Consider the following 26,338-nt stretch of genomic DNA (forward strand, 5'->3'; position numbering starts at 1 on the left):
TTTTTCCCGGTATCTTCTGGACAACATAACTTTTAGGGGAAATCTTGTTGGTTATGTGGGAATATCTTTCCAAGTCAGTCATTTCTCGTTTCAGCTTTTTGTTTTTTACTCTTTGCATTTTTATAAACTTCGAAGCCTCGGCTAATGAAGACATCTTCTCGGAGATTCGAACTACTTTGGAATCCAGAGTGAAAAAGGTAACTTTGAAGAATGGGATCAGGCTTCTCATGATGAAAAGAGCCGATTCTCCTACAGTTGCAGTTTATACCAAATTTTTGGTAGGTGCTGCAGACGAAACTCCTGAGATTGCGGGAACCGCTCACCTTTTGGAGCATATGCTTTTTAAGGGTACTAAAAATATCGGTGTCACTGATGCCAAAAAAGAAAAAGTATATTTGGACCAGATCCGAGTTTGGGGAAAACGTTTAGATTCTTATCGTTTGCAAGAAAGAGAACTTGCTGCCAAAGGCGAGCCTGTTCCGGAACAACTCATCAAAGATAAAAATATCTTAGAAGTCAGATTTAAAAATCTGCTGGAACTCCATCGTAAGTTTGTGGTTTCGAACGAAGACTCTTACATCTACGAGAAGAATGGAGGCACTGGCTTTAATGCATATACTACCAACGATGTAACAAATTACCAAATTTTACTTCCCGCAAATAGATTAGAGATCTGGGCAAAACTGGAATCGGATAGATTAAAAGATCCTATATTACGAGAATATTATACTGAAAGGGATGTGGTCCTGGAAGAACGCAGGATGAGAGTAGAGAACCAAGGAATGGGAATACTGAGAGAGAAATTTTTAGGAGCCGCTTTCCCAAAACATTCTTATGGAATGCCTGTAATCGGTTACGAATCGAATCTTCCTTTTTTGGACATTGATAAAACAGAAGAATTTTTCAAAAAGAATTATAGGCCTCATAAGATGGCCATCGGAATTGTAGGAGACTTAGATTTCGATAAGACAGAAAAATTAGTCCGAAAATATTTCGAAGATATTCCGGATGGACCTTCTCCAAAACTCTCTCATGAGTCAGAAAGTTTTGATCATGAAACTAGAAGAGTGACTGTAAAACATTCTTCCGGTCCTATGAAAGTGATGGGTTGGTTGACTCCCGCCTCCCCTCATCCTGATAAACCTGTTTTGGAATTAATAGATGCAGTCTTATCCCAAGGCGAGACCGGAAGATTATACAAACGACTTGTGCTTAGAGACAAACTTGCACAAAGAGTTGCATGTTGGACAGGAGAGCCTGGAGAAAGATACCCAAGCCTTTTCGCAATTTATGTGAACAATGTAAGAGGCGCAGACCCGGATAAGATAGAATCTTCGATCTTGGAAGAAATTGAAACTCTCAAAAAAGAAGCGGTTACTATAGAAGAATTAGCGAAGATCAAAAATCAGATCGTTGCCGACTATATTAGGGGTTTGAATAGCAATTCTAAACTTGCGGATGTTCTTACTTATTATGAATTAGTGGCCGGGGATTGGACAGAAATTTTCGACGATTACGCGCGATTGGATAGAGTCACTCCGGAAGATATCATGAGAGTAACCCAGAAATATTTCACACCTCGAAATCTGACCATTGGCGATCTTATTAATTCTGACGGAGAGAAAAAATGAATATTCTAAAAAGATTAATTATCTCCGTTTCTATAATTCTTTTCTCCTTCGTTAGCTCTGAAGCTGCCCCTGGAGATTTCGTAAAAGACGTAAAGATTCCAGCCTTAGAATTTCATTTTCCTGAAATTAAAGAGATTGGAAAGGATTCGAATACTCGAATTTTGTATTTGGAAAACTCCGAGTTTCCGATCAAAACTCTGGAAATCACATTTTACGCAGGGCCTTCTTACTTTACTAAGACCTCTTTCGAGTTAGTCGAAATTTTTCCCGAGGCTTGGAAGAAGGGAGGAACAACCTCGCATCCTGGCGAAAGTTTTGCAGAAGTCTGGGAATCTTATGGCTCTAAGTTAAGAGTAGATTCTGATTTGGACACGGTAACTTTAACTTTTTCTTGGCTTTCCAGATATGACCAAGAATCCAAGGCACTGATCGCAGAATTTTTGAAGCAGCCAATTTTTGGAAAAGAAGCTTTCGAGATCGCAAGATTACAATTAAGCGAACAGATCAAAAGAAGAAACGATAATATTGTAGGTCTTGCTTTTAGAAAGGCAAATGAGCTTGTTTATCAAGGGAAAGTAAAAGGTAAGTCGCTTTCTCTGACAGCACTCGACGATTTAAAAGAAGAAGATCTAGAAGTATATTATAAAAATCAATTATTGAGTTCCAGACGTTCGATACTTATAAGTGGCAAGTGGAATCAGGAAGAGATCCCTCAATTTTTAGGAGATATTTTGCCCGCATTTTCGGGAACTCCGGTAATGGATTCCCAGGGTTCCAGTCCGGATGAGTTGAATAAAAATCTAAAGCAGAAAGAAATTAAGAATCTGATCATAGACAAGGACAATACTCAAAACGTGGTCTTATTCTTAGGAGTAGGACCTGCTCATAACGATAAAGATTTTTATGCAGTTCAGGTTTTGAATTATTTAGTGGGAGGTGGAGGATTTACTTCTTACTTCATGAGCAAAATCCGCTCGGACAAGGGGCTCGCTTACTCTTCTTCTAGTCATCCAGTGTTCGAAAAAGATCACTCAGTGATTTACTTTTTTACTCAGACAAAATCCAAAAGTACCATGGAAGTTTATAATCTCATGGGGGAAATTTTGGGAGATTCTACTTTCTCTAATATAAGTGAAGAAGAATTAAAAAATGCAAAAGAAGCGATTCTTAATAAATTTATCTTCTTATTTACCGACTCTGTAGAAATTCTTAGGAACGAAGTTCGATTTAGAGAACATAAAATGCCAAAGGATTATCTCAAAAATTATAGAGATAAAATCCAAAATGTTACTCTTGAAGATCTGAGAAGAGTTGGTAAAATATATTTTAGAAGAGATAAACTGACAGCAGTGATCTCTGGACCAAAATCTTCCGTCTCTTCTGAGCTACCTGGACAAAAAACGATCGGTCCGGAAGATCCGATCCCATAATGGATTGTAAGTTCGAACATAAGGGATATTTATTCGAAGGGATTTCGGAAGGAGGGATTCGCACCTCCATTGTAATGCCTCGTTTGAGTTTGATGTTCGATATAGGACATCAGAATCCGAACCGTATCAATATAGAGAGATTATTATTAACTCATGCGCATTTGGATCATTCTGCAGGAATCCCTTATTATATTTCGCAAAGGTCTTTACGTAAGTTAGGACCTCCTAAAATATATCTTCCTAAAACGTTAGAAGCTCCTATGAGAGAAATTTTATCTCTCTATTCTAAGATAGAAGATTTTCCTTACTCTTATGAGATGAAAGGATTGGAAGAAGGAGAAGAAATAGAAATAGATGCATACCATTTTTTTAAAGTATGGAAAACATTTCATAGAGTGGATTCCCAGGGTTATACAATCTATGAAAGAAAGAAAAAGTTAAGATCTGAGTTTATTGGATTAGATCGAAATGAACTTTTGAAAAAGAAAGAAGAAGGTATCGACGTTGACGAATTTCATTCTAAGCCTGTAGTCAGTTTTTCGGGAGATACCAAAATTGAATATGTGCTGACCCATAAGGATGTAGCAGAATCAGAAATCTTATTTTTAGAATGTACATATATAGATCATGAAAGGAATGTAGAGAATGCAAGAGAGTGGGGGCATATCCATCTGGATGAAATCTTACATCATATCTCCTCCTTTAAAAATGAAAAAATAGTCCTGATCCATTTTTCGAAACGTTATCCTCCTGCTTATATTCGAAAAATCTTATCTAAAAGACTCCCTCCCTCCGAAAGAGATAGGATACATCTTTTCCTCCCTGAATAATATGGCCTCTCAAAACCCTAAACAGAAATACGGGACTTCCATTTACAAGGAAGGGTTGGAAGATTGGATCCATTCAGAATTAATAAAACGTCCTTATGAATGGCTTGAGGATCTGGAGAAAAGAGCTTCTCAAAACAAATTTCCGGTGTTAACACCTGCATCGGGGGCGGTGCTCGCATTTTTAGCTTCTTCATGGGATCCGGATACAATTTTGGAGTTAGGGACCGGTTATGGGATCTCCTTAATCTGGCTTATCTCTGCAGTTAGAAAAGATACAAAGATCCAAACGGTGGATAGAGAAGTAGACTTCATTCAAGTGGCGAAAGAATTTTTTGCCAGGATAGAGCCCAACTCTAATCGAGTAGAATTTACAAATGCGGACTGTTCAGAGGTTGCAAAGGAATTTTTAGAACCTTCTTCCTCGGATCGGAAAGAACTGATATTTGTGGATTGTGATAAGATCCGTTATCCGGAAATTTTAGAGATGATCCTGGAAGGAGGTAAAACCAGAAATCTAAGAGTGATCTACGATAATGTACTTTGGCATGGAAGGATTGCCGATCCTGAAAACCAAGCATCTTCTGACCGGGCGGTGCGCCAATTATGGTCCCTAATCAAAAATTCTAAGATAGAATACACCTTATTCCCTGTTGGTGACGGAATATTATGTTTCGATTTTAAGCAATAAAAAGCTTGTTTGCTTCTTAAGCGTTGTGTTATATTACCGCGAAGGGTCGATCACATGACAAAAATTTCTTTCCCTCGGATCGTCGCGGTTCTTGCGGCATTCTTTATAATTTCGTACGGCGTATCAGCACAAAATAAACCTACAAGTAATGACGGTAAGGGTTCTACCTTGGCCAACGCGGCCGAAGATCCTAAATACCAGGGAGATTATTTGGAGGAATTTCATTTTGCCAGAACCTTGGATTCCACTCAGAACAAGATCAAAGGTGATTTAGGTGCTTTGGAAGTGGTGGTAAAAAATTTCGGATCTCAGGTATCTAACTCTCAACAGGACTTCGATACTATCTGGAAAAAATACAACGAAGCATATCGATATTCTTTAATGCGCAAATATGTTGTCGCTGGCCGTAAGATGAAAGAAACGGAAGACGAGACAAACAAGCTATATGGAAAATTCTCCGATCTTTATAACCAAAAAGTGGATCAGTTATTGGGAGAATGTGCGGATGCGATTGTTTCCATAGAGCAAAAGTCCGGACCTGGAGCCGCTGCAAAAGGGTATGCTGGAAGAGAAGTTTCCAATAACCAACACAAACTTCAGATTGCTTATTACCAATTTATCCAAGCGGAGAAGATGAGAAGGGACTCCAGATTTAAGGATAGCCTGATGCATCTTAGGATCGCAAAAGAATACGGAATTTCTATCCTCAGCAAATTGAAAACTGAAGAGGAAAGTAAAAATGTCCGGGAGAAATACAAAGTGGATTTAAGCGATAACCGCAATATGGTTTACGCAGAATCTAAACTTTAAAAGACCTCCAATCCGAAAACATTCGGATTCCTTCCTTGACGTATCACATGGGGATAACAGGCTGTGCCTGATATCCCCGGAGAAATAAATTTCCATACGTGATACGAAAAATTTTATTTATTCCATTATTGTTCATTTTTTCGTTCCCGGTTTCTTCTCAAGAAACAACCCCGAAAAGAACCTATAATATAGTTATAGATCCAGGCCATGGCGGTTTGGATTTAAAGCCTAAAGAAGAACACGGAGATAAATACGATCCTATCTCTAATAAATACCTGGAACCTTATAAAGCAGGTGCCCAAACAAAATCCAGAAGAGAGAGCGAGGTGGTATTAGCTCTAGCAAAAGAAGTAAAAGAAATTTTGGATCTTACCAAAACTCCAGAAGGATTCGAAACATTCAGATCATACGCAAAAAAATTCACGAATGATACACTTCCATGGATCAGAATAGATTCAGATCTCACTAGAGAAGAAACTGCAAAAGAAGAAGGAGCCGATCTATCTTCTGACCCGAATGCTTTTTACAGATTATACGACTATCCAGATAAAAAATCCGGAAAGATTAAACCAGGAAGAATTTCCAGGATCAATGCTGCTCGTCCCTATTTAGTTTTATCTTTGCACCTGAATCCTAGTTGGAAAGGACATCCGGGCGGAATGGCCGCAGTTCTTTCTCCTTCTTATCGAACTTTCTATTCATTGAGAAAAATCTCAGAAGGAAAATCTTCTAAGTCTTTTGAAGACGGACCTTGGAGTGAATGGATGCGTTTCAAAATGGAATGGTCTCGTTTGGAAAATGCAGTAGCAGATGCTTGGATCTATTTTAACGGTTATTGGCCGAATAAATCCGGAAAAAAAACGGACCTTGCTAATTTCGAAGGATATCGCCAAAACATGGTAACTTGGAAATATGCGGATCCTTCGGGTTGGATCGATAAAGCAGTGTTAGACGGTCCTGGTCCTTATGCCAAAAAACATTCAGAGTATTCTGCAAAAGGAAAATTCTGGGATAGAGAAAGAGCAGAGCCTGAACTCTGGAGAAGAGAAGACGGTGCAGAAGGATTCGGCGGCGACAATCATTACGCTGCTACGGAACTCATGAGATTTTTGCAATATGGTCTTAGGACTTTGCCTAATTCGGAAGAGGAGTTATCCAACCCGGGACCGATTAATAAGCCCTATATTTCTACTTATAGCCTTCCAACTTTTATCAATGCAATCTCTGCTTATCTGGAGATTGGTTATATTGATAAGGAAAAGGATATGAAAATCCTAACCCAAAGAAAAAAAGATACTGCGATCAGTTTGGCAGTTGGTATATATTCATTATTTCATGGTATCAAAATCAAACCTGCAGATTTGCCTTACGTTCCTAAAGGAAAGAAGATAGACTGGGCACGTTATGAGAATTTGAAGGAAGGAAATTACTTCCGTATTGTAAGGGATGAATAATTCCTAAGAGGAGATCAACATAGAATGAACCTTTTTGCTCACAATCAATCTCTATATTCAAAGGGTTTTGCCTGGCCTTTCATATTCTTCACTCTTTTGATCGTAGCTTGTTCTCCTAAACCTAAGGAGACAAATGAAAACGCAGAGCTTAATAAGCCGTTAAGTCGAAAATTGGAACGAACAATTTTGAGCAGCTCGAAAAAATACGAGCTTAAGATTTACTCGAGTGAAAACCCAGGTTGTTCCGACCAACCTTCAAGTGCTTACGATGGGGACACAATTAAGAGAGCCATGCTTTGCGAATTTCAGATCGTGGACACTGTAGATAAAAAAGTTAAATACGAAATCTCTCTGAGTGAGGATAAAAAATCGATTCAAGATTCTCAGAAATGTAAACCTGATGGATTCGTTTTGGAATTAGCTTATGATTTCATTCAATGGGACGAGAATGATCATATAGTATACTGGGGTAATATTCGGAATTACGGAGCAGCAGATTCTTCGGATAGTATCTACTCATTCGATTGGAAAAATTGTAAAACCGATTTAGTTTTTTCGATAAGTAGTGAGCATTGTACTGATGCCTGCGATTCCATCTCCTATGTCTATTATAACTCTCAGAATTATGTTTTTATTTATGATCAAAAATCCTCAGATGTGCAGATTCGGAAGATGTTGCCGGGAGGAAAAAAGAAAAATGGATTCTTCAAAGATTCTCCGAAATCCGACGCAGAATTATTTCAGATAGACCCTAAAAAATCTAGTGAACTTGCGCGATTTGTAGTCACAGGAATTGCAAGTTTTAGTTCGGAATTTCCAAATATTATCATTCATACTAGAGATTCTAAAATTACTTTTAGTCTTGATTCTGAAAGTATGATATCGACAGAAGTAAAGAAATAGAAGTGAACAGATTCTTTGGAGCGAATGTAAATTCATGATCAAACAAACTAAAATTATCTTTCTTTTTCTCTTTATTGTTAATGCAGAAAAGATTTTTCCTCAATCATATGGAGGGTCTATTTGTGAGCAATCCTCAAACCCAACTTTACTCCAACAAGTTAAAACTTCTAAAATTCCTGATCTCTATATCGGTTATTCTGTTCATGAAGTCACACTGCTCGATATGAATGGATACCAAAAATTGAATATTCCGACATACAAAATCAAACCGATCGTATTAGGATCGGGCGCAGACAAGCAATACAGGCAGGAATCTATATTGGCCATTGAGATAGTATCCGTTTATAAGGGTGAAAAATATTCGGATACTTTAATCACTGAAGTTTCCAATGAATAAGAAATTCTTCTATAAGATATAGTTTGTCTTATTCTCTTTCGGAAATGAGTTATTGTAAAAATTTCTATTTTATATTCTTGGCAGTATTTTGTTTATTTTATTGCACAGAAAGCAATGATGATATCCCGCTTCATCCCGTCAAAATGTCCGGGGTATGGAAAGAAGTGGGAGTCGACGACTTGCGATCTGGCGATACGTTTATTTTTTCCAAAAAAGGAACGGTAGTCTTTGTAATCGATCCGAAAATTTGTATTAAAAAAGAGAGAGCTATGGTCGGCGAATATCTCTGGGCCAAGGATGGACTATATATCTATTTTTATAAATTCCTTCAATTGGATGGAGGAGATTTAGATATGATCAAGAAAAAATGTGAATCAGGAGCTCCTGATTTGGAGTTCCAAGAAAAGCTTATATTAATGAATGAGGGGAGTCTGAGATTTATAGATTTTAAGGACTTCAAACAAAAGAAAGGCAATTCTGACTTCGATGACATGATAACTTTCAAAACTGGTGAAAGTGAGTTTTATCGGTTCAGTCTATTCCCGGCACAATTCCAGGAGATTATTGATTATGAAATTAAGGAAAATCGTCGATTACACTTAAAGGATCAACACCTTCGTATTCAGAATAATACCAACAAAACTATCAGATTTAGGGATGATTAAAAAGTTAAATGCGAATTTTGAAATAGAATTTGATTTTCTAATTTGTGCCCTATTAAGGAATACCTAATCAAATTCTGCTATACAAACCAATTTTGTCCTATTGTCTTTTGGTTCTTATGAAACGGTTTTTATATTCGATTCTCACCCTCTTCTTTATTTATTTAATAAGCTCGGCTATATATACAAATTTCGCAGCCCGTAAAGTTCCGAAAAATAATCTGGATTCTTTTTTAAATTCTGCGGATAAGTCATCCAAAAAGTTTGTATTGTTCTTAGGGGATAGCATTACTCACGGAACTGTGAGCTTTGATTATGTTCGCGCATTGTCTGAGAATCCTTCCTTGCAAAAATTTACCTTCGTGAATGAAGGAGTTAATAGCAGGCTGACTTATCAGATTCTGGAAAAAGTTCCGAACTCAGTCAGTTTATCCCCTGAGCATATTTTTATTTTAATAGGAACCAATGATGCTAAAGCGGCTTTAAATGAAGAAGAATATAAAGGTTATAATAAACTTTGGAATCTTCCAGAAATTCCTAATATTACGACATATGAAAAAAACCTAAGAAAGATCGTTCATAGTCTCAAGGCGGAGACACATTCTAAAATTCATTTGATCTCAATTCCTGTTTTAGGAGAGGCCTTGGAAAGTTCCCCGTTGAAACAATCCATTGCTTATTCCGAAATTATTCATAAGATAGCGAAAGAATCTGGTGTATCTTATTTACCTTTTAACGAAGCTTTGGTGGCCGAGTTGCAGAAGGAGCCGAATCATCCGGAAAAGGAATACGCCAAAAATACTCCTAGATTGTTTTGGGCAATATATAGACATTTCGGTCTGTTCCAGACTTGGGACCAAATTTCGGAACAGTCGGGTCGGATTTTTTTAACGGATGATATTCATATTAATGAACGGGCAGGTAACATCCTTCTCGAAATGATCCAGAAGGAATTAACAGAACCATCGGAAAATCAGTATAAGAACTCCTTCTTCTTTAAATATTTTTTTCAATACCTAAGCTTAAGCTTAATACTGAAACAGACTTACTGAATTGGAATTGAGCAAGCTGTATCTCTTTTGCGGAGAAGATAGAATGAGCCAGAGTCCAGTCGGAGGACTCACTTCCTTTCATTGATTTTGGAAATGCATATTCTATCGCGAAATGAAGTGCTGTTCCACTCGCAGTATAATATCCTAAACCCCCAGATAGGTGGTGTTCATTTGTGGTTCCAAGCATTGGATTTAAACCCTGGGGAGTCGTTGGTGTTTTGGCATAACTGTATCCTGCTCTGAACCTAAATCCGTATTTCCAATCGTATTCGGCACCTAGAGCGAAACAATATTGATCTCTCCATCTGAAATTCATTTGTATTACATTTGTTTCGAGCCCAACCGGAGTAGTTAATATTGGTTGGTCTAATATAAATCGATTCGTGTGAAAACTTTGGGACCAAGGAATAAATTTAATATCAAAATCAAAAATCCAGGAATTGTTCCTATAGGAGATCCCGAAAATATGCCGATCCGGCCAAACCATATATCTGGATACTCGAGATTCATTTTTGACTATTGGATTTTCTCCTTCTACTTTTATCTGCCCATCCATATGTAAAACATTCCTTAGCGTATAGGAGTAAGCTACTCGAACATTCGAAGAAAGATCATAAGAAAATCCTAATTTTCCTCCATAAGAATAAGCTGGATCACTATTATACGCGAGACTGCCTGGGAGTTCGACTGTCCTGCTTAAATCCAAGTTTGTCTTCTTCATTTCCATGAATGCATATGCAAGATCAAGTCCTAAGCCTACGGATAGATTTCCGAATCTATATCCGGTGCCAACGGTTAACTTTGTAAGCATAAATTTGAATTTAAGATCTTCTTTTATCTTTCTTTCTGTTCCGAAAGATACATCGCTGCCTAATGTTTCATTTAAAGTTTCTTTGCCTGGGGAGATCCGATTTATATTTGAAAATGAACCTCCACCTCCACCTTGTGTATACAATGCAAATCCGATCCCGAGACGATCTGTGACTGGCTGGATATAACCCATATAAGGAAAAACCGCTCTTGGAGTTTCCACGATCTGATTTTGATAGGAAAGATTAGGATCTTTGTCTATAAAAGAATCTGAATATTCAATTCTCGCAAAATGAACAGAAGTGCCGAATTCCCATTTAGGGGTGGTGAGTCTCGCTAAATGAGAAGGGTTTGATTCCAAGTCCATGACGGATCCACCGACTGCCTGAAATGCCCCTCCCATCCCAGCTTGCCTCGCTCCGAATGAAGTGGGCATGATTCCTTGGAATCCATAAAGAGAAGAAAAGATTGAGGAGAAGAAGAGCAGAAGGATTATTAAAAAGGGGAACAACCTTCGTTTGCGTCGGTTGGATGGAAAATCAATTCTGATAATAATTCCGAGATTCATTCTCAAATTATAAAGAATACCTCAGGTTTTGCATTGATCCAGGTCAATTGTTTAGAATCTGGTGAGATAAACCATCGGTTCCGGATAAGCAGGATAGCGGATGGAGAACCTGGACGCAGTTTCTATTTTTCTTCTATCTTCTGGAAAGCAGATAAATTCGATCCGGAAGTCTCGGATCTCCATCTCGGGAGGCTGGATCCCATCTATAAAATCCATCCATTCCCAAGTTGGAACATTGATAAAAAGAAGTCCCCCCTCTGGGAATTCGTAACGCGGCTCTTTTTTATATTCTTGAGAATTCCATTCTAGATGAATATACACTCTTGGATGATGTTCTTCGAAGTCCATTATCAATTCGTAATTGATCCGATCGAGTGCAGGTTTAAGAGAGGGGAAGGAGATCGTTTTCATAGTTTTCGTTTTAAAAATTTAGCGGCCTTTCTTCCGATTTCTTTTCCTAGTTCGACTGTTTCTTCTAGCCTGGATTGTTTAGTGGTAATCAGTCCGACTGGAAGTTTTGATTCAGGTGCGATTGTATAAATGCGGACTCCTTTTGGAGGATTAGAAGCAATCTCTCTTGCTGTATTATAATTCGTATGATGAGAAAATTTCATGATCTTGGATAATTTTCGATCTAGAGGAAAAGATAAAAATCTACTAATAGATGTAAGTGGAGGAGAAGAATGTTGAACTGGAGAATTTAATACTACTGTTATATCCTTATATCCTGCCTGAATAAGATCTTGTAACGGCAGAGGATTTAAGATAGCTGCATCAGATAAATATTCGCCTTCAACCTTATATTTCCCTTTTGTTGCGATTGGAAGGGATGTAGCTGCTTTCAGTAGATCAAAAAGATTTTCTTTAGTTGCTTTTCTGTATTCCACTGATCTGGAACGAAGATTGCTTACTGCAATTCTAAGTTCAGGAAGACCTTTTTTCCCTAAATTTTCAGTTAAAATCCTATATTTTTTTCGGAATAGATAATCGATTAAATATTTCTGATCTAAGAATGGTTTTCCAAAAAGAGGATGAAAGACCGAGATCAATTTTTTACCAGCAAGTTCATACTTCCAGATAGAAAGAGTGTGATCCCCTGAAACAGGTTCAGGATCAGGAGTAGTTGCATAATATGCTGCGCAACAAGCTCCTGATGAGACGGCCAAGACTAGATCAAAATTTTTGGCAGGTAGAATACAATTGAGCGAATGTAATACTCCTCCAGCGAATGCTCCTTTCATTCCTCCTCCTTCTACCAATAATGCCCGCTTTCCCTTTTTTGCTTTAGGAAGTTCCATAATTTCTCCTTTAAACGAAATTTGGAAATTTCTCCGTATTTCCGTTTATAAAAGATATGAGATCATCTCTTCTGAAAATGTTGCAAATTCAAGATGACTTCGAGATTAAGAAATTCATTACAACTTATTAAACATGATAAATGTTAATACGCACATTGATATCGATCAATTGCTTCTGGAAGATTTTCAGTTAAAATTTATTCTGTAAATGGAAGATAAGCAGAAGGAAAAAACATCATTATCTACGGAAGTCTTGGTGATTGGAGCCGGCCTTGCCGGTATCGTTCTCACTTTGGATCTATTAGATGCTGGAAAGAGAGTGATCTTGGTAGATCGCGATTCTGAAGACCAATTAGGAGGGCTTGCCCGACTTTCTTTTGGTGGGATCTTTATGGTTGATACTCCGATCCAAAGATGGAATGGGATAAAAGATAGTGTTTCTTTAGCTCTTTCAGATTGGAATTCCACTGCTGAATTTTCAAAAGAAGATAGGTTCCCGAAACTTTGGGCCCAGGAATACGTTAACCGATCTTTGGAAGATATATTCTATTATCTTAAGGGAAAATCCGTTGGCTTCTTTCCAGTTGTACATTGGGTGGAAAGAGGAATGTTCAAACCAGGAAATAGTGTTCCTAGATTCCATATGGTTTGGGGAACAGGAGACGGCCTGATCTCCGCATTAAAGAGAAATTTATACTCACATAAAAATCTGAATCGACTTCGTTTTTTATTTGGAACTCGTGCCAAGGAACTGATCCGCTCTGGAAAAAGGATACAAGGCTGTATCGCAGAATCTGAAACAGACGGAAGAAGATACGAGATCTTCGCAGAACATACCGTGCTCGCTAGCGGCGGAATTGCAGGAGACATGAAGAAGATCAGAAAACATTGGCCAAAGTCTCTTGGAAAACCACCTGAGATCATATTGAACGGTTCCCACAAATTTGCAATTGGAGATCTTCATACTGCTTCCGCCAAGGTAGGAGCGAATGTAACTCATTTGGATAAAATGTGGAATTATGCTGCAGGAGTTCACCATCCAGATCCAAAATGGGAAGGAGAAGGACTCAGCTTGGTTCCTCCTAAGTCTGCTCTTTGGTTGAATTCAAAGGGAGAAAGGATCGGGCCAATCCCTTTGGTCACTGGGTTTGATACTAGGTATCTTGTGGAAAGGATCTGTGCTCAAGAAGAGAAGTTTTCTTGGCAGATCATGAATTGGAAAATTGCAGTTAAAGAACTTGCTGTTTCAGGTTCAGAATTTAACGACTCGATCCGCAATAAAGACTTCTTAGGATTTTTGAAAACTGTCTTTTTGGGGAATGAATCTTTTATAAAAAAGATCAGCTCCGAATGTCCCGATTTTGTAGTGGCTGATTCAGTTGCGGAACTGGTAGAGGGGATGAACCAGCTGAATGAAGATCACTCCATCAATGCAGATCGATTGGAAAGAACAATCATGGAATATGATGAGATGATTGAAAGAGGGGAAGCATTCCATAACGATGATCAACTCAGAAGGATCACACAACTTAGAAATTATCGTGGAGATCGTGCTCGTACCTGTAAATTCCAAAAAATCTTAGATCGCAAAGCAATGCCTCTCATTGCAATACGTGAATTTATACTTACCAGAAAGTCAATGGGAGGGATCCAAACGGATCTAAGATCGAGAGTTTTGGATTCGAAAGGATCTCCTATTGAGGGCCTGTATGCGGTCGGAGAAGCCGCTGGCTTCGGTGGTGGAGGAATCCACGGAAAAGGCGCTCTTGAAGGAACCTTCTTAGGAAGTTGTATACTTACTTCCAGAATTGCCGCTCGTTCTATTATAAAACCTTAAATAACAGGAATCATTATGAAAAAGACCGGAGCAGAATTGATTGTATATGCCTTGGAGCAGATCGGAGTAAAATTTACTTTTGGAATACCTGGGGTTCATAATACCGAATTGTACGATGAATTAAATAGTTCGAAGGACATCACTCCCTATCTAGTCACCCATGAATGTGGAGCTGCGTTTATGGCTGACGCAATTAGTAGAACTTCTACTTCTATTGGAACTCTGGTGATTGTTCCTGCAGCAGGAGCGACTCACGCCTTAAGTGGCATAGGAGAAGCTTACTTGGATGGGATTCCAATGTTGATCATTTCAGGTGGAGTAAGAACGGATACTGGAAGAAAATTCCAATTACATCAAATTGATCAGTCTGGCTTTCTAAAAGGGATCACTAAAAAATTTTTCCGAGTTGAAACTCATGAAGAAATTATCCCGATCATATTCGAAGCCTACGAGGTGGCAACAGAGGATGAAGCCGGACCGGTTTTTATTGAAATTCCAGTAAACATACAATTATTTTCAGGAAATGTATCCTATATTCCAAAGTTCACTCCTGAACGAAATGTATGGAAAATTGATGAGGCAGCATTAGAAAAATCTTATGAACTTTTAAAAAATTCCTCGCATCCGGGAATTTTTGTCGGATGGGGAGCGAGAGAAGCAACTAAGGAATTAATCGAGCTTGCAGAACTGATCGGTGCACCTGTTGCAACCACCTTGCAAGGATTAAGTGTGTTTCCAGGGAATCACCCTCTTCACACTGGAATGGGGTTTGGTGCTTATTCTGTTCCAGCGGGAGAAGCCGCTTTCGAAAATTGTAATTGTTTATTGGCAATCGGAACAAGATTCTCTGAGATTCCTACCGGAAGTTTCAGCATGAAAGTGCCTGAAAATTTGATTCATATAGATGTGAATCCGGATGTATTTTCTAAGAACTATCCGGCTAAATATGAATTAGAAGGAGATGCGAAACATATATTGGGTGCAATATTAGAAAAGTTTCATAAGGACGGATTTCAGGAAAAAGGATCCGAAAAAATGAAATCTCTAATTCAAAAAAAGAAAAAAGAATACGAAGTTGAATGGGAAAAACATTCCGTTCCGGATAAGGTGAATCCTTCTCTTTTCTTTCGTGAGCTGCGTAAACAAATGAAAGAAGAAGATATCCTGGTTGTGGACGATGGGAATCATACTTTCTTGGCTGCTGAACTATTTCCAGCTATTCGCTCTAAAACTTTTATCTCTCCTAGCGATTTTAATTCCATGGGATATTGTGTGCCTGCTGCAATAGGAGCTAAGATTGCAAATTCGGATCGAAATGTAGTTGGTATTGTTGGTGACGGTGCATTTCTGATGACTGGGTTAGAATTACTTACTGCAAGTACAAATTCTATTGGGGTAGTGATCTGTGTGTTTTATGATGGAGAGCTAAGCCAAATCTCTCAAGGCCAGCAGATACCATATTCTCGCAAAACTTGCACCATTCTTGGAGAATTAAGATTAGAAGGTATAGCAAACGCGACGGGTGCAGCTTATCTTTCACTTGCGAAGAATGAGGACATAGAGTCTGTATTAAAACAGGCATTTCGTGTCGCAAACGAAGGTAGACCTGTTATAGTGGATATAAAGATAGATTATTCTAAGGCCACTCGATTTACCAAAGGAGTGGTCCAAGCAAATTTAGGCAGATTTCCTTTGGGTGAAAAATTCAGATTTATCGGTCGTGCTCTTTGGAGAAAGTTGACTGGTTGAGCTTTCTTTTCATGTATTTTGTAGCTCTGTTATTTCACTTTTTCGCCGCCGCCTTTTGGGTGGGTGGAATGCTTTTCTTTGTGCTTATTTTTCGCCCTGTGTATAAAGATAAAGAACTTTCGGATGTGAAAACTCTGCTACTACTTAAGATAGCGTTACAATTTAGAAAACTTTCTTATTATGTATTTATAATATTAATCTGTTCAGGACTTAGTATTGCGTATCTGAAGGGATATTTTGAGGTATATTCTCAGTTTTCTTACTGGGTATCAGCTCATGGAAGTATCTTTCTTGCGAAAATGATCTTGTTCATCCTCCTACTTTTAAGTTCAATCCTTCATGATTTTTTGATTGGTCCAACTGCATTTAAGGATATGGAGCAAGGGGTTAGATCAGATAGTAGGAGTAGGAAATATGCATCTATTTTTGGAAGGATCAATCTTCTGGTCTCTTTGTTGATTGCAGTTCTTGGGCTCGCGTATTCTAGAGGGTTTACCTTTTAGCGGACCTTCTATACTTATTGGTATTAGAAAAAGTTTTTTAATTCTTCTCTCTTTAAAACTTCTATTAAGCCTCTTTCCGGGTTTATAATACCTTGGTCTTTGAGTTGTTTTAGGGCTCTGGAAAAAGTTTCTGGCCTCAATGCAAGCATGGATGCGATCTGAGAATGAGCAAGTGTTGCTTGGTTTTCAGGGAGATAATACAGGAAATGAGCGACTCTTTGGAGAGAATCCATGGTCATTCCGCGATTAATGGAAAGATTTAAAGCTTGGATTTTACTAAACAAAGATTGGATTAAAAGATGATTTAAAGGGATGTCTGTTTTTATTCTTTCGCGCAATTCTTTAAAAGGAAGAGAAAGAACTGCCCCATCTGTTACGAATCTACCTGAAGCAGGAAATGGGATCCCGTTAATAAGTGCAAGTTCGGCTATCATGGAAACTGGATTAAAAAAATTCAGAGTGATCTCGTTAGAACTCGAGTCGTATTTGAATATCTGCAGTCTACCTTCTGTGAGAAGATGTAAACAATCAGTCTCATCGCCTTGATGAAATAAGAATTCGTCTTTTTTAAGGACACGTTTTCTTCCACCTGAAAAGATAGATAACATCTCTTCTTTAGATATTTCATCGAAGATCATTAATCCCATATCTTACTCATTATCATTCGATTCATTTCTATAGGTTTTGACGATCTGAAAACGATTCAGTCCATCTGCAGACCGTATGACAATTATCATACGTGGGTTTTGTATTGGATTGATCCTGGTCAAGGTGCTTCTTCTCCGAAAGTAGTTAGATGAGTTGAAGTCCGGTCAATGGATCTGATCGCAGAAAACTAAAGTTCCGGACTCTCGGGTGTTTATGAAGATAATTAAGAATATCATAAAATTCGGTAAGATCACTCCGGTACTGTTAGGTTTAATCGCTTTCTCCTATTGTGGGAAAGAAAAACCGGCAGAAGCAGAGAGTTCTGTCGGAAGTAAAGGGATTGGGCCGGTCAGTTCTGTTACGTTAGGCTCTATTGATGACGGAATGGCTCAAAAAGGGAAACAGAACTTCGAGGCCAAATGTAGCGCCTGTCATAAATTCGAAGAGAAGGTTGTAGGACCTGCTTTAAAGGGAGTAACCGAGAGAAGAGCTCCTGAGTGGATCATGAATATGATCTTGAATCCTATAGAGATGACTCAAAAAGATCCAATCGCTCAAGAACTTCTCGCAGAACATTTGACCCAGATGACTTTCCAAAATGTACAAGAATCTGAGGCCAGAGAGATCCTAGAATATCTCAGAAAAATGGATAAGAAATAAGGGAGGAAGAAAATGATAAAATACAAATTCAGAAATCTTGTACCTATTGGACTGATGATCTTCATCGGTCTTGGGTACGGATGTAAGGGTGGGGCCGCAACTGCTGCCCTAGCTTCCGATGCGGCGAAGCGTGTATATGTAGCGCCGGGAGAGAAGGATGAAGTCTATGCCTTCCTCTCTGGGGGATTCAGCGGTCAAATGTCGGTCTACGGAATTCCTTCTACTCGTTTATTCAAGATCATTCCGGTCTTCTCAGTTTTTCCTGAGAATGGTTATGGATATGACGAAGAAACTAAGAATATGCTTAGAACTACTCATGGATATGTTCCTTGGGATGATAGTCACCATATAGAAGCTTCCATGACTGATGGAAAACAAGATGGTCGTTGGTTGTTCTTAAATGCAAACAACACTCCTAGACTTGCTCGGATCGATTTAAAAGCTTTTGAAACAAAAGAGATCATTGAGATCCCGAACAGCGCAGGTAACCACGCATCTCCATTCGCTACTGAAAACACTGAGTATTTAATGGCAGCGACTAGGTTCTCTGTTCCAATTCCTCAGGCAAGTGTTCCTATAGAAAATTTTTCCAAAGGAGATTTTAAAGGAACGGTTACCATGGTGAAGGTAGATCCTAAATCAGGAAGACTTTCTTTGGAACTACAAATAATGGTTCCTGGTTTTGATTACGATCTATCACACTGCGGAAAAGGAAAGTCCCATGACTGGTGCTTCTTTACATCTTATAACTCTGAACAAGCATATAAGATGATAGAAGTAGGGGCCTCTAAGAATGATAAGGATTATATCTTAGCATTCAACTGGGTTCGTGCTAAACAATGTTTAGACCAAGGAAAGGCGTCTAACTTTGGCGGAGAATATTATAGAAATTATTTGCCGGAGAACCAACCTGCTGTTTCTGAAAAGTTAAGCGGAGTAAAAATGCTTCAACCTAAGGACTGCCCTGGAGTAATGTATTATATGCCAACTCCTAAGAGTCCACACGGAACAGACGTAGATCCTACCGGAGAATATATAGTGGGAGGAGGAAAACTCGCAACGGTTATTCCGGTTCACTCATTCTCTAAACTTATGGAAGTGAAGGATAAACCTGAACATAGATCTGGAATGATCATGGATATTCCAATCTTAAAATACGAATCCACTCTAGCTGGAGAAGTTAAAAAACCTTGTTTAGGTCCTTTACATACAGAGTTTGATGGAAAGGGGTATGCTTACACTTCTTGTTTCGTAAGTTCAGAAGTTGTAAAATGGGAATTGGGAACTTGGGAAGTGGAGCAACATCTTCCAGCTTACTATAGTGTTGGTCACCTTTCAATCGTAGGTGGTAGTTCGAAAGAACCTTATGGAAAATATCTAATCGCATTGAATAAGATCACTAAAGATAGATATCTTCCTGTCGGTATGGAATTACCTCAGAGTGCTCAGCTCTATGATATTTCCGGTGGAAAAGCAGAACTTCTTTCTGACTTCCCTACTGTAGGAGAACCTCACTATTCTCAAATGATCCCTGCAAAACTTCTAATGGATAAGGCTGCAAAAATTTATCCATTAGAAGAAAATAAACATCCTTATGCGATCAAGAATGAGAAGGACGCGAGAGTTGTTCGGGAAGGTAATACTGTCCGTGTTTATATGACACAGATACGTTCTCACTTCAAACCGGATACTATCGAAGTAAGAAGTGGGGATACTGTCTTCTTTCATGTGACTAACTTGGAACAAGACTTTGATATTCCACATGGTTTTGCAGTGAGTGGGGCGCCGGAGATGCCTAACCTTCTGATCATGCCGGGACAGACCAGGACTTTCAAATGGAAAGCGCCTAAGCCTGGAATATATCCTTTCTATTGCACTGATTTCTGTTCGGCTCTTCACCAAGAAATGCAGCAATATATAAGGGTGCTTCCTTAAACGAGGGATCTTATGCAGGAACTTCTCTTAAAGAAGATCTCCAAAATGAACCGGCTCCTAATTTTAGGAGTCGGTCTTTTGTTTGTATCTGTTTATTTTTTGCCTATCTGGCATATATCGTTAGCCGCTCCTCAGTATCCGGAAGGTTTGGGAATGAAGATTTGGATCGATAAGATCACAGGCTCTTCTACTTATGATCTTCAGAATATTAATTTGCTAAATCATTATATAGGAATGCATGAGATTGTTTCGGAATCCGTTCCCGAACTTTTGTTTATGCCCTATGTTTTGGGATTTCTGATCTTCGGCGCGTTCGTAACATTTCTAAATCCAAAAGGATATATGGTTATTTTAGGAATTCTAAATATAATAATATTAGGAATCCTAGGAATGTATGATTTCTGGAGATGGGAATATAATTACGGTCATAACCTTAATCCGGAAGCTCCGATTGTGGTTCCGGGTATGGCATACCAGCCTCCACTTTTGGGATGTAAGGAAATGTTGAATATCACTGCTTGCAGTTTTCCTTCTTGGGGAGGGATTATTCTGTTTCTGTCTCTTGGACTTCTTATCTATGTGATATGGAATGAGAGAAGGAGGGCAGATGTTTCGAACTAGGACAAGTTTGTCAGTGATCATCTTGTCCTTATTAGTATCGGTATCGGTTTTCTGTTCCAAACGAGAACCGATACTTCCCGAATTCGGGAGAGAACTTTGCGCACACTGTTCCATGGCAATCGTTGACAAACGTTTTCATGCACAGTTGTTAACGGAAAAGGGGAGAAGATATTATTTCGATTCTATTGAATGTTCTCATTCTTTTAAAGAGTCCGCGAGATATTCTTCCGGATCTGTATGGTATGCAGATTTTGAAAATCCGGACAAAATGCTTCCGGAAGAAACAGCAGTATTAGTCATTTCATCAGAGTTGCGTTCGCCTATGGGAGAAGGACTCGCTGCATTCTCCTCTATGGATCGAGCAAAAGATTTTTTGAATACGCATAAAGGCTCTATCTGGACTCGAAACAATGAAAAAGATCATTGATTTGGACCTCAAAAATTATCTGATCAGCTTTAAATATTCGCGATTTATTGCGATGTTATACTTCTTCTTTTGTCTAAGTCCTTTTGATATTTTTTCCAAAGAACTAGAAGTATGTAAGGAAAATTGTAAATTTTCTTCCGTTCAAACAGCAATTGATTTCTCAAATTCTGGAGATACTATCCGGATTAAAAAAGGGATCTACCAAGAAGGTATGATATCAATTTCGAAACCTTTGATTCTGGAAGGCTCCAATAGTGCCATCTTAGATGGCAAAAAGGAAAAACATGTATTGGATATCCGATCTAATAATGTTATAATTCGTGGACTTAGTATCAGAGGTGGTGGAGTCTCTGATACGTCAGAATATGCAGGAATACATGCAGAAAAAGTAAAGTCCTGTTTAATTGAAAATAATGAATTTGAGGACAATGCGTACGCAATCTATCTGGCAGAAGTAGAAGATTGTACTGTCCGAGGAAATACCTCTTCTGGAAATGCAATAAATGAAGTTTCCGGAGGGAACGGGATCCATCTCTGGTCTTCCAAAGGGATCAGGATAGAAAGGAATGAATTAAGAAAGCATAGAGATGGGATCTATCTGGAATTTTCAAGTAATCTTAAGATAGAGGAGAATATTTCGCACGATAATATTCGCTACGGAATGCACTTTATGTTTTCATCAGATAATGATTTTAGAGGAAACAGTTTTGAAAACAATTCTGCCGGTGTTGCGGTGATGTATAGTAAGAATATACTCATTGAAAACAATCGCTTCGAGAATAACTGGGGGGATAGTTCATACGGACTTTTATTAAAAGAAATCTCAGAGAGTATTCTTACGAAAAACTCATTCATTCACAATACCGTTGCGATCTTTGCAGATGGATGTAATCGCAATTATTTTACTCATAATAGGCTGAAAGATAATGGATGGGGTGTTAGAATATTAGGAAACAGCGAATCTAATCAATTTGTGCAGAACGAATTCAAGGATAATGTATTCGATATTAGTACGAATACAAAACATAGTACGAATTCGTTCAAAGAAAATTTTTGGGATAATTATGATGGTTATGATTTAGATCTGGATACATTCGGTGATATTCCTCATAAGCCTGTTCATTTTTTCGGATATTGGGTAGTGGTTTATCCTTTTCTAATGGTTCTTTACAATTCCCCTGTTGTTAACTTTTTGCAAGCAATCGAAAAGGCATTTCCAATTGTTACTCCAATAGATTTGGAGGACCCAAAACCAAAGATGAGGAGCCATGTATGATACAGGTAAAAAATTTAACCGTTCAATATGGAAAATCAATCGCCGTTAGAGGAATTTCTTTCGAAGCAGAAGCAGGTAATATTCTATCTTTGATTGGCCCAAATGGCTCTGGTAAAAGTTCGGTTCTCAAAAGTATCGTAGGTTTAGTAAATCCAGTCCATGGACATATAGAATTTAAGAAAGAAGAAGGGAATGCTAACTATAGAATCGGATATATGCCCCAGGCTCCTTTATTTCCTAAGAATGTAAAGGTGTCCGAGCTTGTAGATTTTTTGAAAAAACTAGAATCTTCCGATTCGAAAGAGTTTCAGGAATTATTTGATCTACTTGGTTTAAAGGATTATGAAAATATAAAGTTTGGGTCTTTATCTGGAGGAACAAAACAAAAAGTAAATATACTGCAATGTTTTTCAAGTCGAAAGCCTATTTATATAGTGGATGAACCGACTGCAAGCTTAGATCCTTATATTTCGAATCTTCTAAAAGAAATTTTGCTTAGAAAAAAGAGAGAAGGAGCTTTGATTATTTTTTCAACACATATCTTAAGCGAGGTGGAAGAGGTTGCAGATCGTTTTTTACTAATGTCAGAAGGTTCTTTATTGATCGATGATTCACCTGTAAATTTTGTAAAGATAAAAGATAAAGGTAATCTTCAGAACACTTTAATGGAATTTTGGAATACTAAGTATTCGGAAAAAAGATGAACGAATTAATCTTATTTGAACTAAAAGAAAATATTAGAAGCAAATGGATGTTTGTGTTTGCTGGCTTTCTTGCAATTTCTGCGGGAGCACTCAACTATTTCGGGGACGAGAACGGTGGAAGATTAGTTGTAAGCCAGATGAATCTGGTCTTATTTGTAGTCCCTTTATTCTCCATTACGTTTGCTGGACTAACATTCAACGATTCACTTCCTTTTGCGGAAGTACTTCTTTCTAAATCATTGACTAGAACCCAATATTTTTTTGGGAAATATTTCGGGGTCAGTTTATCTTTATTTTTAAGTTTTCTAGTTGGGCTTGCGATTCCGGGGCTACCATTTCTTTTCACTGAACCTAAGCTTACGATCTTATTTGTTGAGTTACTCCTTTTCGGAACTGTATTAATTTTAGTATTTGTTTCTCTGGGATTTTTATTAGCTTCTTTTTTTAAAAAGGGAGAGCTGATCGTTTCAGGAGCCTTACTTATTTGGTTATATTTCTTTTTACTATTCGATTCGTTTGTTTTTATGTTGAGTATATATTTAGGCGATTATCCGGTAGAAATCCCTGCATTACTTGTAATTCTATTTAATCCAGTCGATCTAGTTCGGATTTTGATCATTCTACAAACGAAAGCATCTGTACTGCTTGGATTCTCAGGAGCATTTTTAATCAGAAGTTTAGGCATATCTTTTGTTGTCCTACTGTCTATTTTATTCCTAATATTTTGGATTACAATGCCTTTGAGTATTTCTTACAAAAGGTTTTTAGTTCGAAATTTCTAAATGAGAAGAAGGCCTATAGTATAAACTGATTGGGGCCTTCTGCATTTTTTATTAATTCAGATCATAACGAACGAATACATTAACCATTGTCTGCATTGCGAGTTGAGGACCGTTCAGATGTTGGTGGAAAGGTTTTCCCGCCTCAAAACCGAATCGAATTTTTTCTTCCAAAAGGAAATTCATGCCGACTAACGCATCTGTTCGGTGTCCACCTTGTCGATTCGGATCATTCTGAGGATCCATTTTAGGGTCTAATGAACCGTCCTGTCCTTTTATATTATCCCAATTAACGGATTGCACTCGAATAGAAACGCTTACCCAGGAAGATAAAGAATAAGCGATCCAAGAACTTAGTTCATAAATATTTCCGAAACGATATTGGTTTTGATTTTTGGAGCTGCGCAGATTGGCATTGGCTCCGAATCCCCAAGAAAATCGATTTGATTTTCCTGAGTATGCGACTCCGGGTAAATAATTGATCGTCCCTGTTCCAGGTTGCATATTATACGGGACTTTTTGATTACCCATCATTGGCATCCAATCTCTTTCGTCTATGGAGCCAGTGGGAAGAGAGATCCCAAAATTCAAAAAGAATTCATGATCATTCCTTTTTAGAATACGATGGGCAGCAGAGAAAGAAATATCTCCTACACCTCCAGACTTCATCGCAGAGGAGTCGAAATTGCTAGTCTCCATCATCATTTGGTTCTTTACGACGGGGACCATGAACATAATCATAGTGTCGTCAGAAATTCCATACATCGCGCTTGTCATATATGATTCCATTAACATGGTCTTTGGAACTGACATATAACGATATCCGTTGACGGAAGTTTGAGGAATATTTGGTCCTCCTGTTAGCAAACTTCCGGTGGGCATAGAAACACTTGGGTCGAATTGAGGAAACCAGAGAGCTTCGTAGGTGCCTAGGGATTTATTTCCGTTTAGAAGTCCTGACATTTGCATTCCCATATAACGAAAATCTAAAACCCAAGACCCTTTTTTGTGCACATGAGGGAACATTATACCTGCTGGAGCAATCTGATCTGCTCTTAGTTCATGTTGATGGGCTTGGTCGTTAGACTCTTTTCGATGAAGTGCATGCGGATCTGGTTCTTCTGCAGGCTTAGGAATATCAACCTCATTAGAAAGAATATTATTAAAAGAAAATATAATTAAAAAAGAGTAAATTAAAATACGATACTTCATGATTACCTCCAAGTATCCTTATAAAAAAAGAGGGCCGCTTAGCGGCCCCAGTGGAATGATCAATCGACTTGGGACAAAATCGATCCAATCGTAAAAGACGTTAGTTTTGCCCCATTCAAGATGAAACCTATCCTGTTTCCGGAATACACAGGCACGCTCATCATCTGCATGACAGGAAACATCATCATTGAATTTCGTTCGGATTGAGATACTTCAGAGCAGGCTTTAGGCCAAGCGTTGATCCATTGCTCCGAGCTCGCATATTGGAAATCGATGCAATACGTATAATTTGTGTCGGGAGATAAGGCAGCTGTTCCTTTACTTACAAGTTCAAAGTTGCCGGACATGTCTGAATAGAATTGCTCTTTACTAGAATTTGTTAGACGAAATGCAGGACCAGAGATCGGAGTTCCTGATCCGTAAACATAAGCAGTTATGCTTCCACCAGATTTTAAAGAGAAGGATACTTCTAAATTTGTTCCTCCGCTTGAACTAGGAAGAACAGCATTCCCCAAACTGTAAAATACTGAGTCGGAGGAATTGCCACTTAGCCCTTTTTCGAGTTGAGAGCTATTCCCAGTAAATCCTAAAGATTCCAAATCATTTGGAGAACAATTTTGGATATCGTATCTTGTACGCTTTGGATGCACATAAGAGAGAGAATTCGAAATAGGAGTTATATTTTGAATGGAACATCCTTCCTTAGCAGAGACTCCGAGAACGAGGGTTTGCATAAGTTGTTGTTCGGAAGAAGTACCCTTTGAGAGAGAACCCAACTGGGAACAGTCGAAATGAAAGAATGCGAGAATGATCGCGGTTGTTGAAATATAGCGAGATAGCATATTTACTTTCCTTTATATTATGAATAGACATATACGATTCTTCCAAAAATGAACTTGGCAATCTTGGAAGATGGGGTGATTAGGCTAAGGAAAGATTTTTGGGAGGACGTTTTAATTTTCGGGTATGATCTTTTGATAATGCTCCTGAATATACTTCCTTTACTTTAAAAGTAGATTGGAGAGCAGGAACAATATTTATATGAGCGGTAATTATATAATAGGAGAAGATTCTGATTTGAGAAAAGATTCGATCTGAACTCTCCTTTTTGCATCCGCATTCGTGTGTGGTTATTTCTGACTTAGAATGGCAGTTCGGACGGTCTTGTTTTTGGGAGTTACTAGATTTAGCCAGTTCCGTTTTCGCGCTGAAAAAATCATCTTCCCTACTTGGGTGAGTTTCTCGATTTGAATTATGATTGCAGTGGCAGATAGAATTTCCTAAAAACAATTTTTCGAATACGATTCCTTCCGCAGGAACAAGCAAGCGGGGAAAAAAGATCAGAGTTAAAAGCCAAGCTGTAATCGTTTTCATCTCGAAAGACTCTAACGAATTAAGTTTAACTCCTTATGAACATAAAATGCATTGATGACGATCAATCCGGGAGATTGAAA

General features: G+C 38.3%; 27 protein-coding genes. 20 read left to right on the forward strand and 7 right to left on the reverse strand.

All coding sequences use genetic code 11. The annotated features are described in order from the left end of the window. Positions 1 to 53: 53 nt before the first annotated feature. The 10 genes from B1C82_RS15495 to B1C82_RS15540 all read left to right on the forward strand — a co-directional run bounded on the left by B1C82_RS15495 (position 54) and on the right by B1C82_RS15540 (position 9,857). Entirely contained in the window at positions 54 to 1,631 is a 1,578-nt protein-coding gene (locus tag B1C82_RS15495; RefSeq protein ID WP_086448391.1) for a M16 family metallopeptidase, read from the forward strand. Then, complete coding sequence (locus tag B1C82_RS15500; protein ID WP_086448392.1) at positions 1,628 to 3,061, forward strand: M16 family metallopeptidase; 1,434 nt, start codon at positions 1,628 to 1,630, stop codon at positions 3,059 to 3,061. The genes B1C82_RS15495 and B1C82_RS15500 overlap by 4 nt, the downstream gene beginning before the upstream one ends. Continuing rightward, positions 3,061 to 3,891 (forward strand): MBL fold metallo-hydrolase, encoded by an 831-nt coding sequence (locus B1C82_RS15505; protein WP_086448393.1) that lies wholly within the window; start codon positions 3,061 to 3,063, stop codon positions 3,889 to 3,891. The genes B1C82_RS15500 and B1C82_RS15505 overlap by 1 nt, the downstream gene beginning before the upstream one ends. Position 3,892: 1 nt before the next feature. Next, on the forward strand, positions 3,893 to 4,579 hold the full coding sequence (locus B1C82_RS15510; RefSeq protein WP_086448394.1) for an O-methyltransferase: 687 nt from the start codon (positions 3,893 to 3,895) through the stop codon (positions 4,577 to 4,579). Positions 4,580 to 4,633: 54 nt separating this feature from the next. Next, positions 4,634 to 5,389: a hypothetical protein gene (locus B1C82_RS15515; RefSeq protein ID WP_086448395.1), complete on the forward strand. Its 756-nt coding sequence runs from the start codon at positions 4,634 to 4,636 to the stop codon at positions 5,387 to 5,389. Positions 5,390 to 5,517: 128 nt separating this feature from the next. Further along, positions 5,518 to 6,843: an N-acetylmuramoyl-L-alanine amidase gene (locus tag B1C82_RS15520; RefSeq protein ID WP_411550342.1), complete on the forward strand. Its 1,326-nt coding sequence runs from the start codon at positions 5,518 to 5,520 to the stop codon at positions 6,841 to 6,843. A gap of 24 nt (positions 6,844 to 6,867) precedes the next feature. Beyond that, a complete protein-coding gene (locus tag B1C82_RS15525) occupies positions 6,868 to 7,746 on the forward strand; it encodes a hypothetical protein (protein WP_086448397.1) in 879 nt (292 codons plus the stop codon). A 34-nt stretch (positions 7,747 to 7,780) separates the two neighbouring features. Further along, positions 7,781 to 8,143 (forward strand): hypothetical protein, encoded by a 363-nt coding sequence (locus B1C82_RS15530; protein ID WP_086448398.1) that lies wholly within the window; start codon positions 7,781 to 7,783, stop codon positions 8,141 to 8,143. Between the two features lie 269 nt (positions 8,144 to 8,412). Further along, positions 8,413 to 8,808, forward strand: a complete 396-nt coding sequence (locus B1C82_RS15535) for a hypothetical protein (RefSeq protein ID WP_157894145.1) — start codon at positions 8,413 to 8,415, stop codon at positions 8,806 to 8,808. A gap of 116 nt (positions 8,809 to 8,924) precedes the next feature. Continuing rightward, a complete protein-coding gene (locus B1C82_RS15540; RefSeq protein WP_086448634.1) occupies positions 8,925 to 9,857 on the forward strand; it encodes an SGNH/GDSL hydrolase family protein in 933 nt (310 codons plus the stop codon). Here B1C82_RS15540 and B1C82_RS15545 read toward each other — a convergent pair. Genes B1C82_RS15545 through B1C82_RS15555 form a run of 3 tightly spaced genes read right to left on the reverse strand, consistent with a single transcriptional unit; the run spans position 9,802 to position 12,533 of the window. Continuing rightward, positions 9,802 to 11,235 (reverse strand): OmpP1/FadL family transporter, encoded by a 1,434-nt coding sequence (locus B1C82_RS15545; protein ID WP_086448400.1) that lies wholly within the window; start codon positions 11,233 to 11,235, stop codon positions 9,802 to 9,804. The genes B1C82_RS15540 and B1C82_RS15545 overlap by 56 nt on opposite strands. Positions 11,236 to 11,286: 51 nt before the next feature. Continuing rightward, the gene (locus B1C82_RS15550; RefSeq protein WP_086448401.1) at positions 11,287 to 11,646 is read right to left on the reverse strand and encodes a hypothetical protein; all 360 of its coding nucleotides are present in this window, start codon (positions 11,644 to 11,646) and stop codon (positions 11,287 to 11,289) included. After that, complete coding sequence (locus B1C82_RS15555) at positions 11,643 to 12,533, reverse strand: patatin-like phospholipase family protein (RefSeq protein ID WP_086448402.1); 891 nt, start codon at positions 12,531 to 12,533, stop codon at positions 11,643 to 11,645. The genes B1C82_RS15550 and B1C82_RS15555 overlap by 4 nt, the downstream gene beginning before the upstream one ends. 208 nt (positions 12,534 to 12,741) lie before the next feature. On the opposite strand from B1C82_RS15555, the gene B1C82_RS15560 reads away from it, so the two are divergent. The 3 genes from B1C82_RS15560 to B1C82_RS15570 are packed head-to-tail and all read left to right on the forward strand — an operon-like array spanning position 12,742 to position 16,622. Next, a complete protein-coding gene (locus B1C82_RS15560) occupies positions 12,742 to 14,370 on the forward strand; it encodes an FAD-binding dehydrogenase (protein WP_086448403.1) in 1,629 nt (542 codons plus the stop codon). A gap of 15 nt (positions 14,371 to 14,385) precedes the next feature. After that, positions 14,386 to 16,119 (forward strand): thiamine pyrophosphate-binding protein, encoded by a 1,734-nt coding sequence (locus B1C82_RS15565; protein ID WP_086448404.1) that lies wholly within the window; start codon positions 14,386 to 14,388, stop codon positions 16,117 to 16,119. Then, complete coding sequence (locus B1C82_RS15570; RefSeq protein ID WP_234008409.1) at positions 16,116 to 16,622, forward strand: copper resistance protein CopD; 507 nt, start codon at positions 16,116 to 16,118, stop codon at positions 16,620 to 16,622. The genes B1C82_RS15565 and B1C82_RS15570 overlap by 4 nt, the downstream gene beginning before the upstream one ends. 23 nt (positions 16,623 to 16,645) lie before the next feature. Here B1C82_RS15570 and B1C82_RS15575 read toward each other — a convergent pair whose 3' ends face one another. After that, positions 16,646 to 17,269: a Crp/Fnr family transcriptional regulator gene (locus B1C82_RS15575; protein WP_086448406.1), complete on the reverse strand. Its 624-nt coding sequence runs from the start codon at positions 17,267 to 17,269 to the stop codon at positions 16,646 to 16,648. Positions 17,270 to 17,483: 214 nt separating this feature from the next. Here B1C82_RS15575 and B1C82_RS15580 point away from each other — a divergent pair, with 214 nt between their 5' ends. The 7 genes from B1C82_RS15580 to B1C82_RS15610 are packed head-to-tail and all read left to right on the forward strand — an operon-like array spanning position 17,484 to position 23,675. Beyond that, positions 17,484 to 17,930, forward strand: coding sequence for a c-type cytochrome (locus B1C82_RS15580; protein ID WP_086448407.1), 447 nt, complete (start codon positions 17,484 to 17,486; stop codon positions 17,928 to 17,930). Between the two features lie 54 nt (positions 17,931 to 17,984). After that, entirely contained in the window at positions 17,985 to 19,865 is a 1,881-nt protein-coding gene (gene nosZ, locus B1C82_RS15585; protein WP_411550341.1) for a Sec-dependent nitrous-oxide reductase, read from the forward strand. Between the two features lie 12 nt (positions 19,866 to 19,877). Continuing rightward, on the forward strand, positions 19,878 to 20,486 hold the full coding sequence (locus tag B1C82_RS15590) for a hypothetical protein (RefSeq protein WP_086448409.1): 609 nt from the start codon (positions 19,878 to 19,880) through the stop codon (positions 20,484 to 20,486). Further along, positions 20,473 to 20,913: a nitrous oxide reductase accessory protein NosL gene (locus B1C82_RS15595; RefSeq protein WP_086448410.1), complete on the forward strand. Its 441-nt coding sequence runs from the start codon at positions 20,473 to 20,475 to the stop codon at positions 20,911 to 20,913. The genes B1C82_RS15590 and B1C82_RS15595 overlap by 14 nt, the downstream gene beginning before the upstream one ends. Then, on the forward strand, positions 20,897 to 22,189 hold the full coding sequence (locus B1C82_RS15600) for a nitrous oxide reductase family maturation protein NosD (protein ID WP_086448411.1): 1,293 nt from the start codon (positions 20,897 to 20,899) through the stop codon (positions 22,187 to 22,189). Before B1C82_RS15595 ends, B1C82_RS15600 begins: the two co-directional genes overlap by 17 nt. Then, on the forward strand, positions 22,186 to 22,893 hold the full coding sequence (locus B1C82_RS15605; protein WP_086448412.1) for an ABC transporter ATP-binding protein: 708 nt from the start codon (positions 22,186 to 22,188) through the stop codon (positions 22,891 to 22,893). Before B1C82_RS15600 ends, B1C82_RS15605 begins: the two co-directional genes overlap by 4 nt. Beyond that, complete coding sequence (locus tag B1C82_RS15610) at positions 22,890 to 23,675, forward strand: ABC transporter permease (RefSeq protein ID WP_086448413.1); 786 nt, start codon at positions 22,890 to 22,892, stop codon at positions 23,673 to 23,675. The genes B1C82_RS15605 and B1C82_RS15610 overlap by 4 nt, the downstream gene beginning before the upstream one ends. 51 nt (positions 23,676 to 23,726) lie before the next feature. Here B1C82_RS15610 and B1C82_RS15615 read toward each other — a convergent pair whose 3' ends face one another. The 3 genes from B1C82_RS15615 to B1C82_RS15625 form a co-directional block, all read right to left on the reverse strand. Continuing rightward, on the reverse strand, positions 23,727 to 24,884 hold the full coding sequence (locus B1C82_RS15615; protein WP_086448414.1) for a transporter: 1,158 nt from the start codon (positions 24,882 to 24,884) through the stop codon (positions 23,727 to 23,729). Positions 24,885 to 24,943: 59 nt separating this feature from the next. Further along, positions 24,944 to 25,726, reverse strand: coding sequence for a hypothetical protein (locus tag B1C82_RS15620; RefSeq protein WP_086448415.1), 783 nt, complete (start codon positions 25,724 to 25,726; stop codon positions 24,944 to 24,946). Positions 25,727 to 25,805: 79 nt separating this feature from the next. Continuing rightward, complete coding sequence (locus tag B1C82_RS15625) at positions 25,806 to 26,258, reverse strand: LIC_11090 family protein (protein ID WP_086448416.1); 453 nt, start codon at positions 26,256 to 26,258, stop codon at positions 25,806 to 25,808. Positions 26,259 to 26,338: the final 80 nt, after the last annotated feature.

Origin of the sequence: Leptospira venezuelensis (assembly GCF_002150035.1) — a bacterium.
Classification (GTDB): Bacteria; Spirochaetota; Leptospiria; order Leptospirales; family Leptospiraceae; genus Leptospira_B; species Leptospira_B venezuelensis.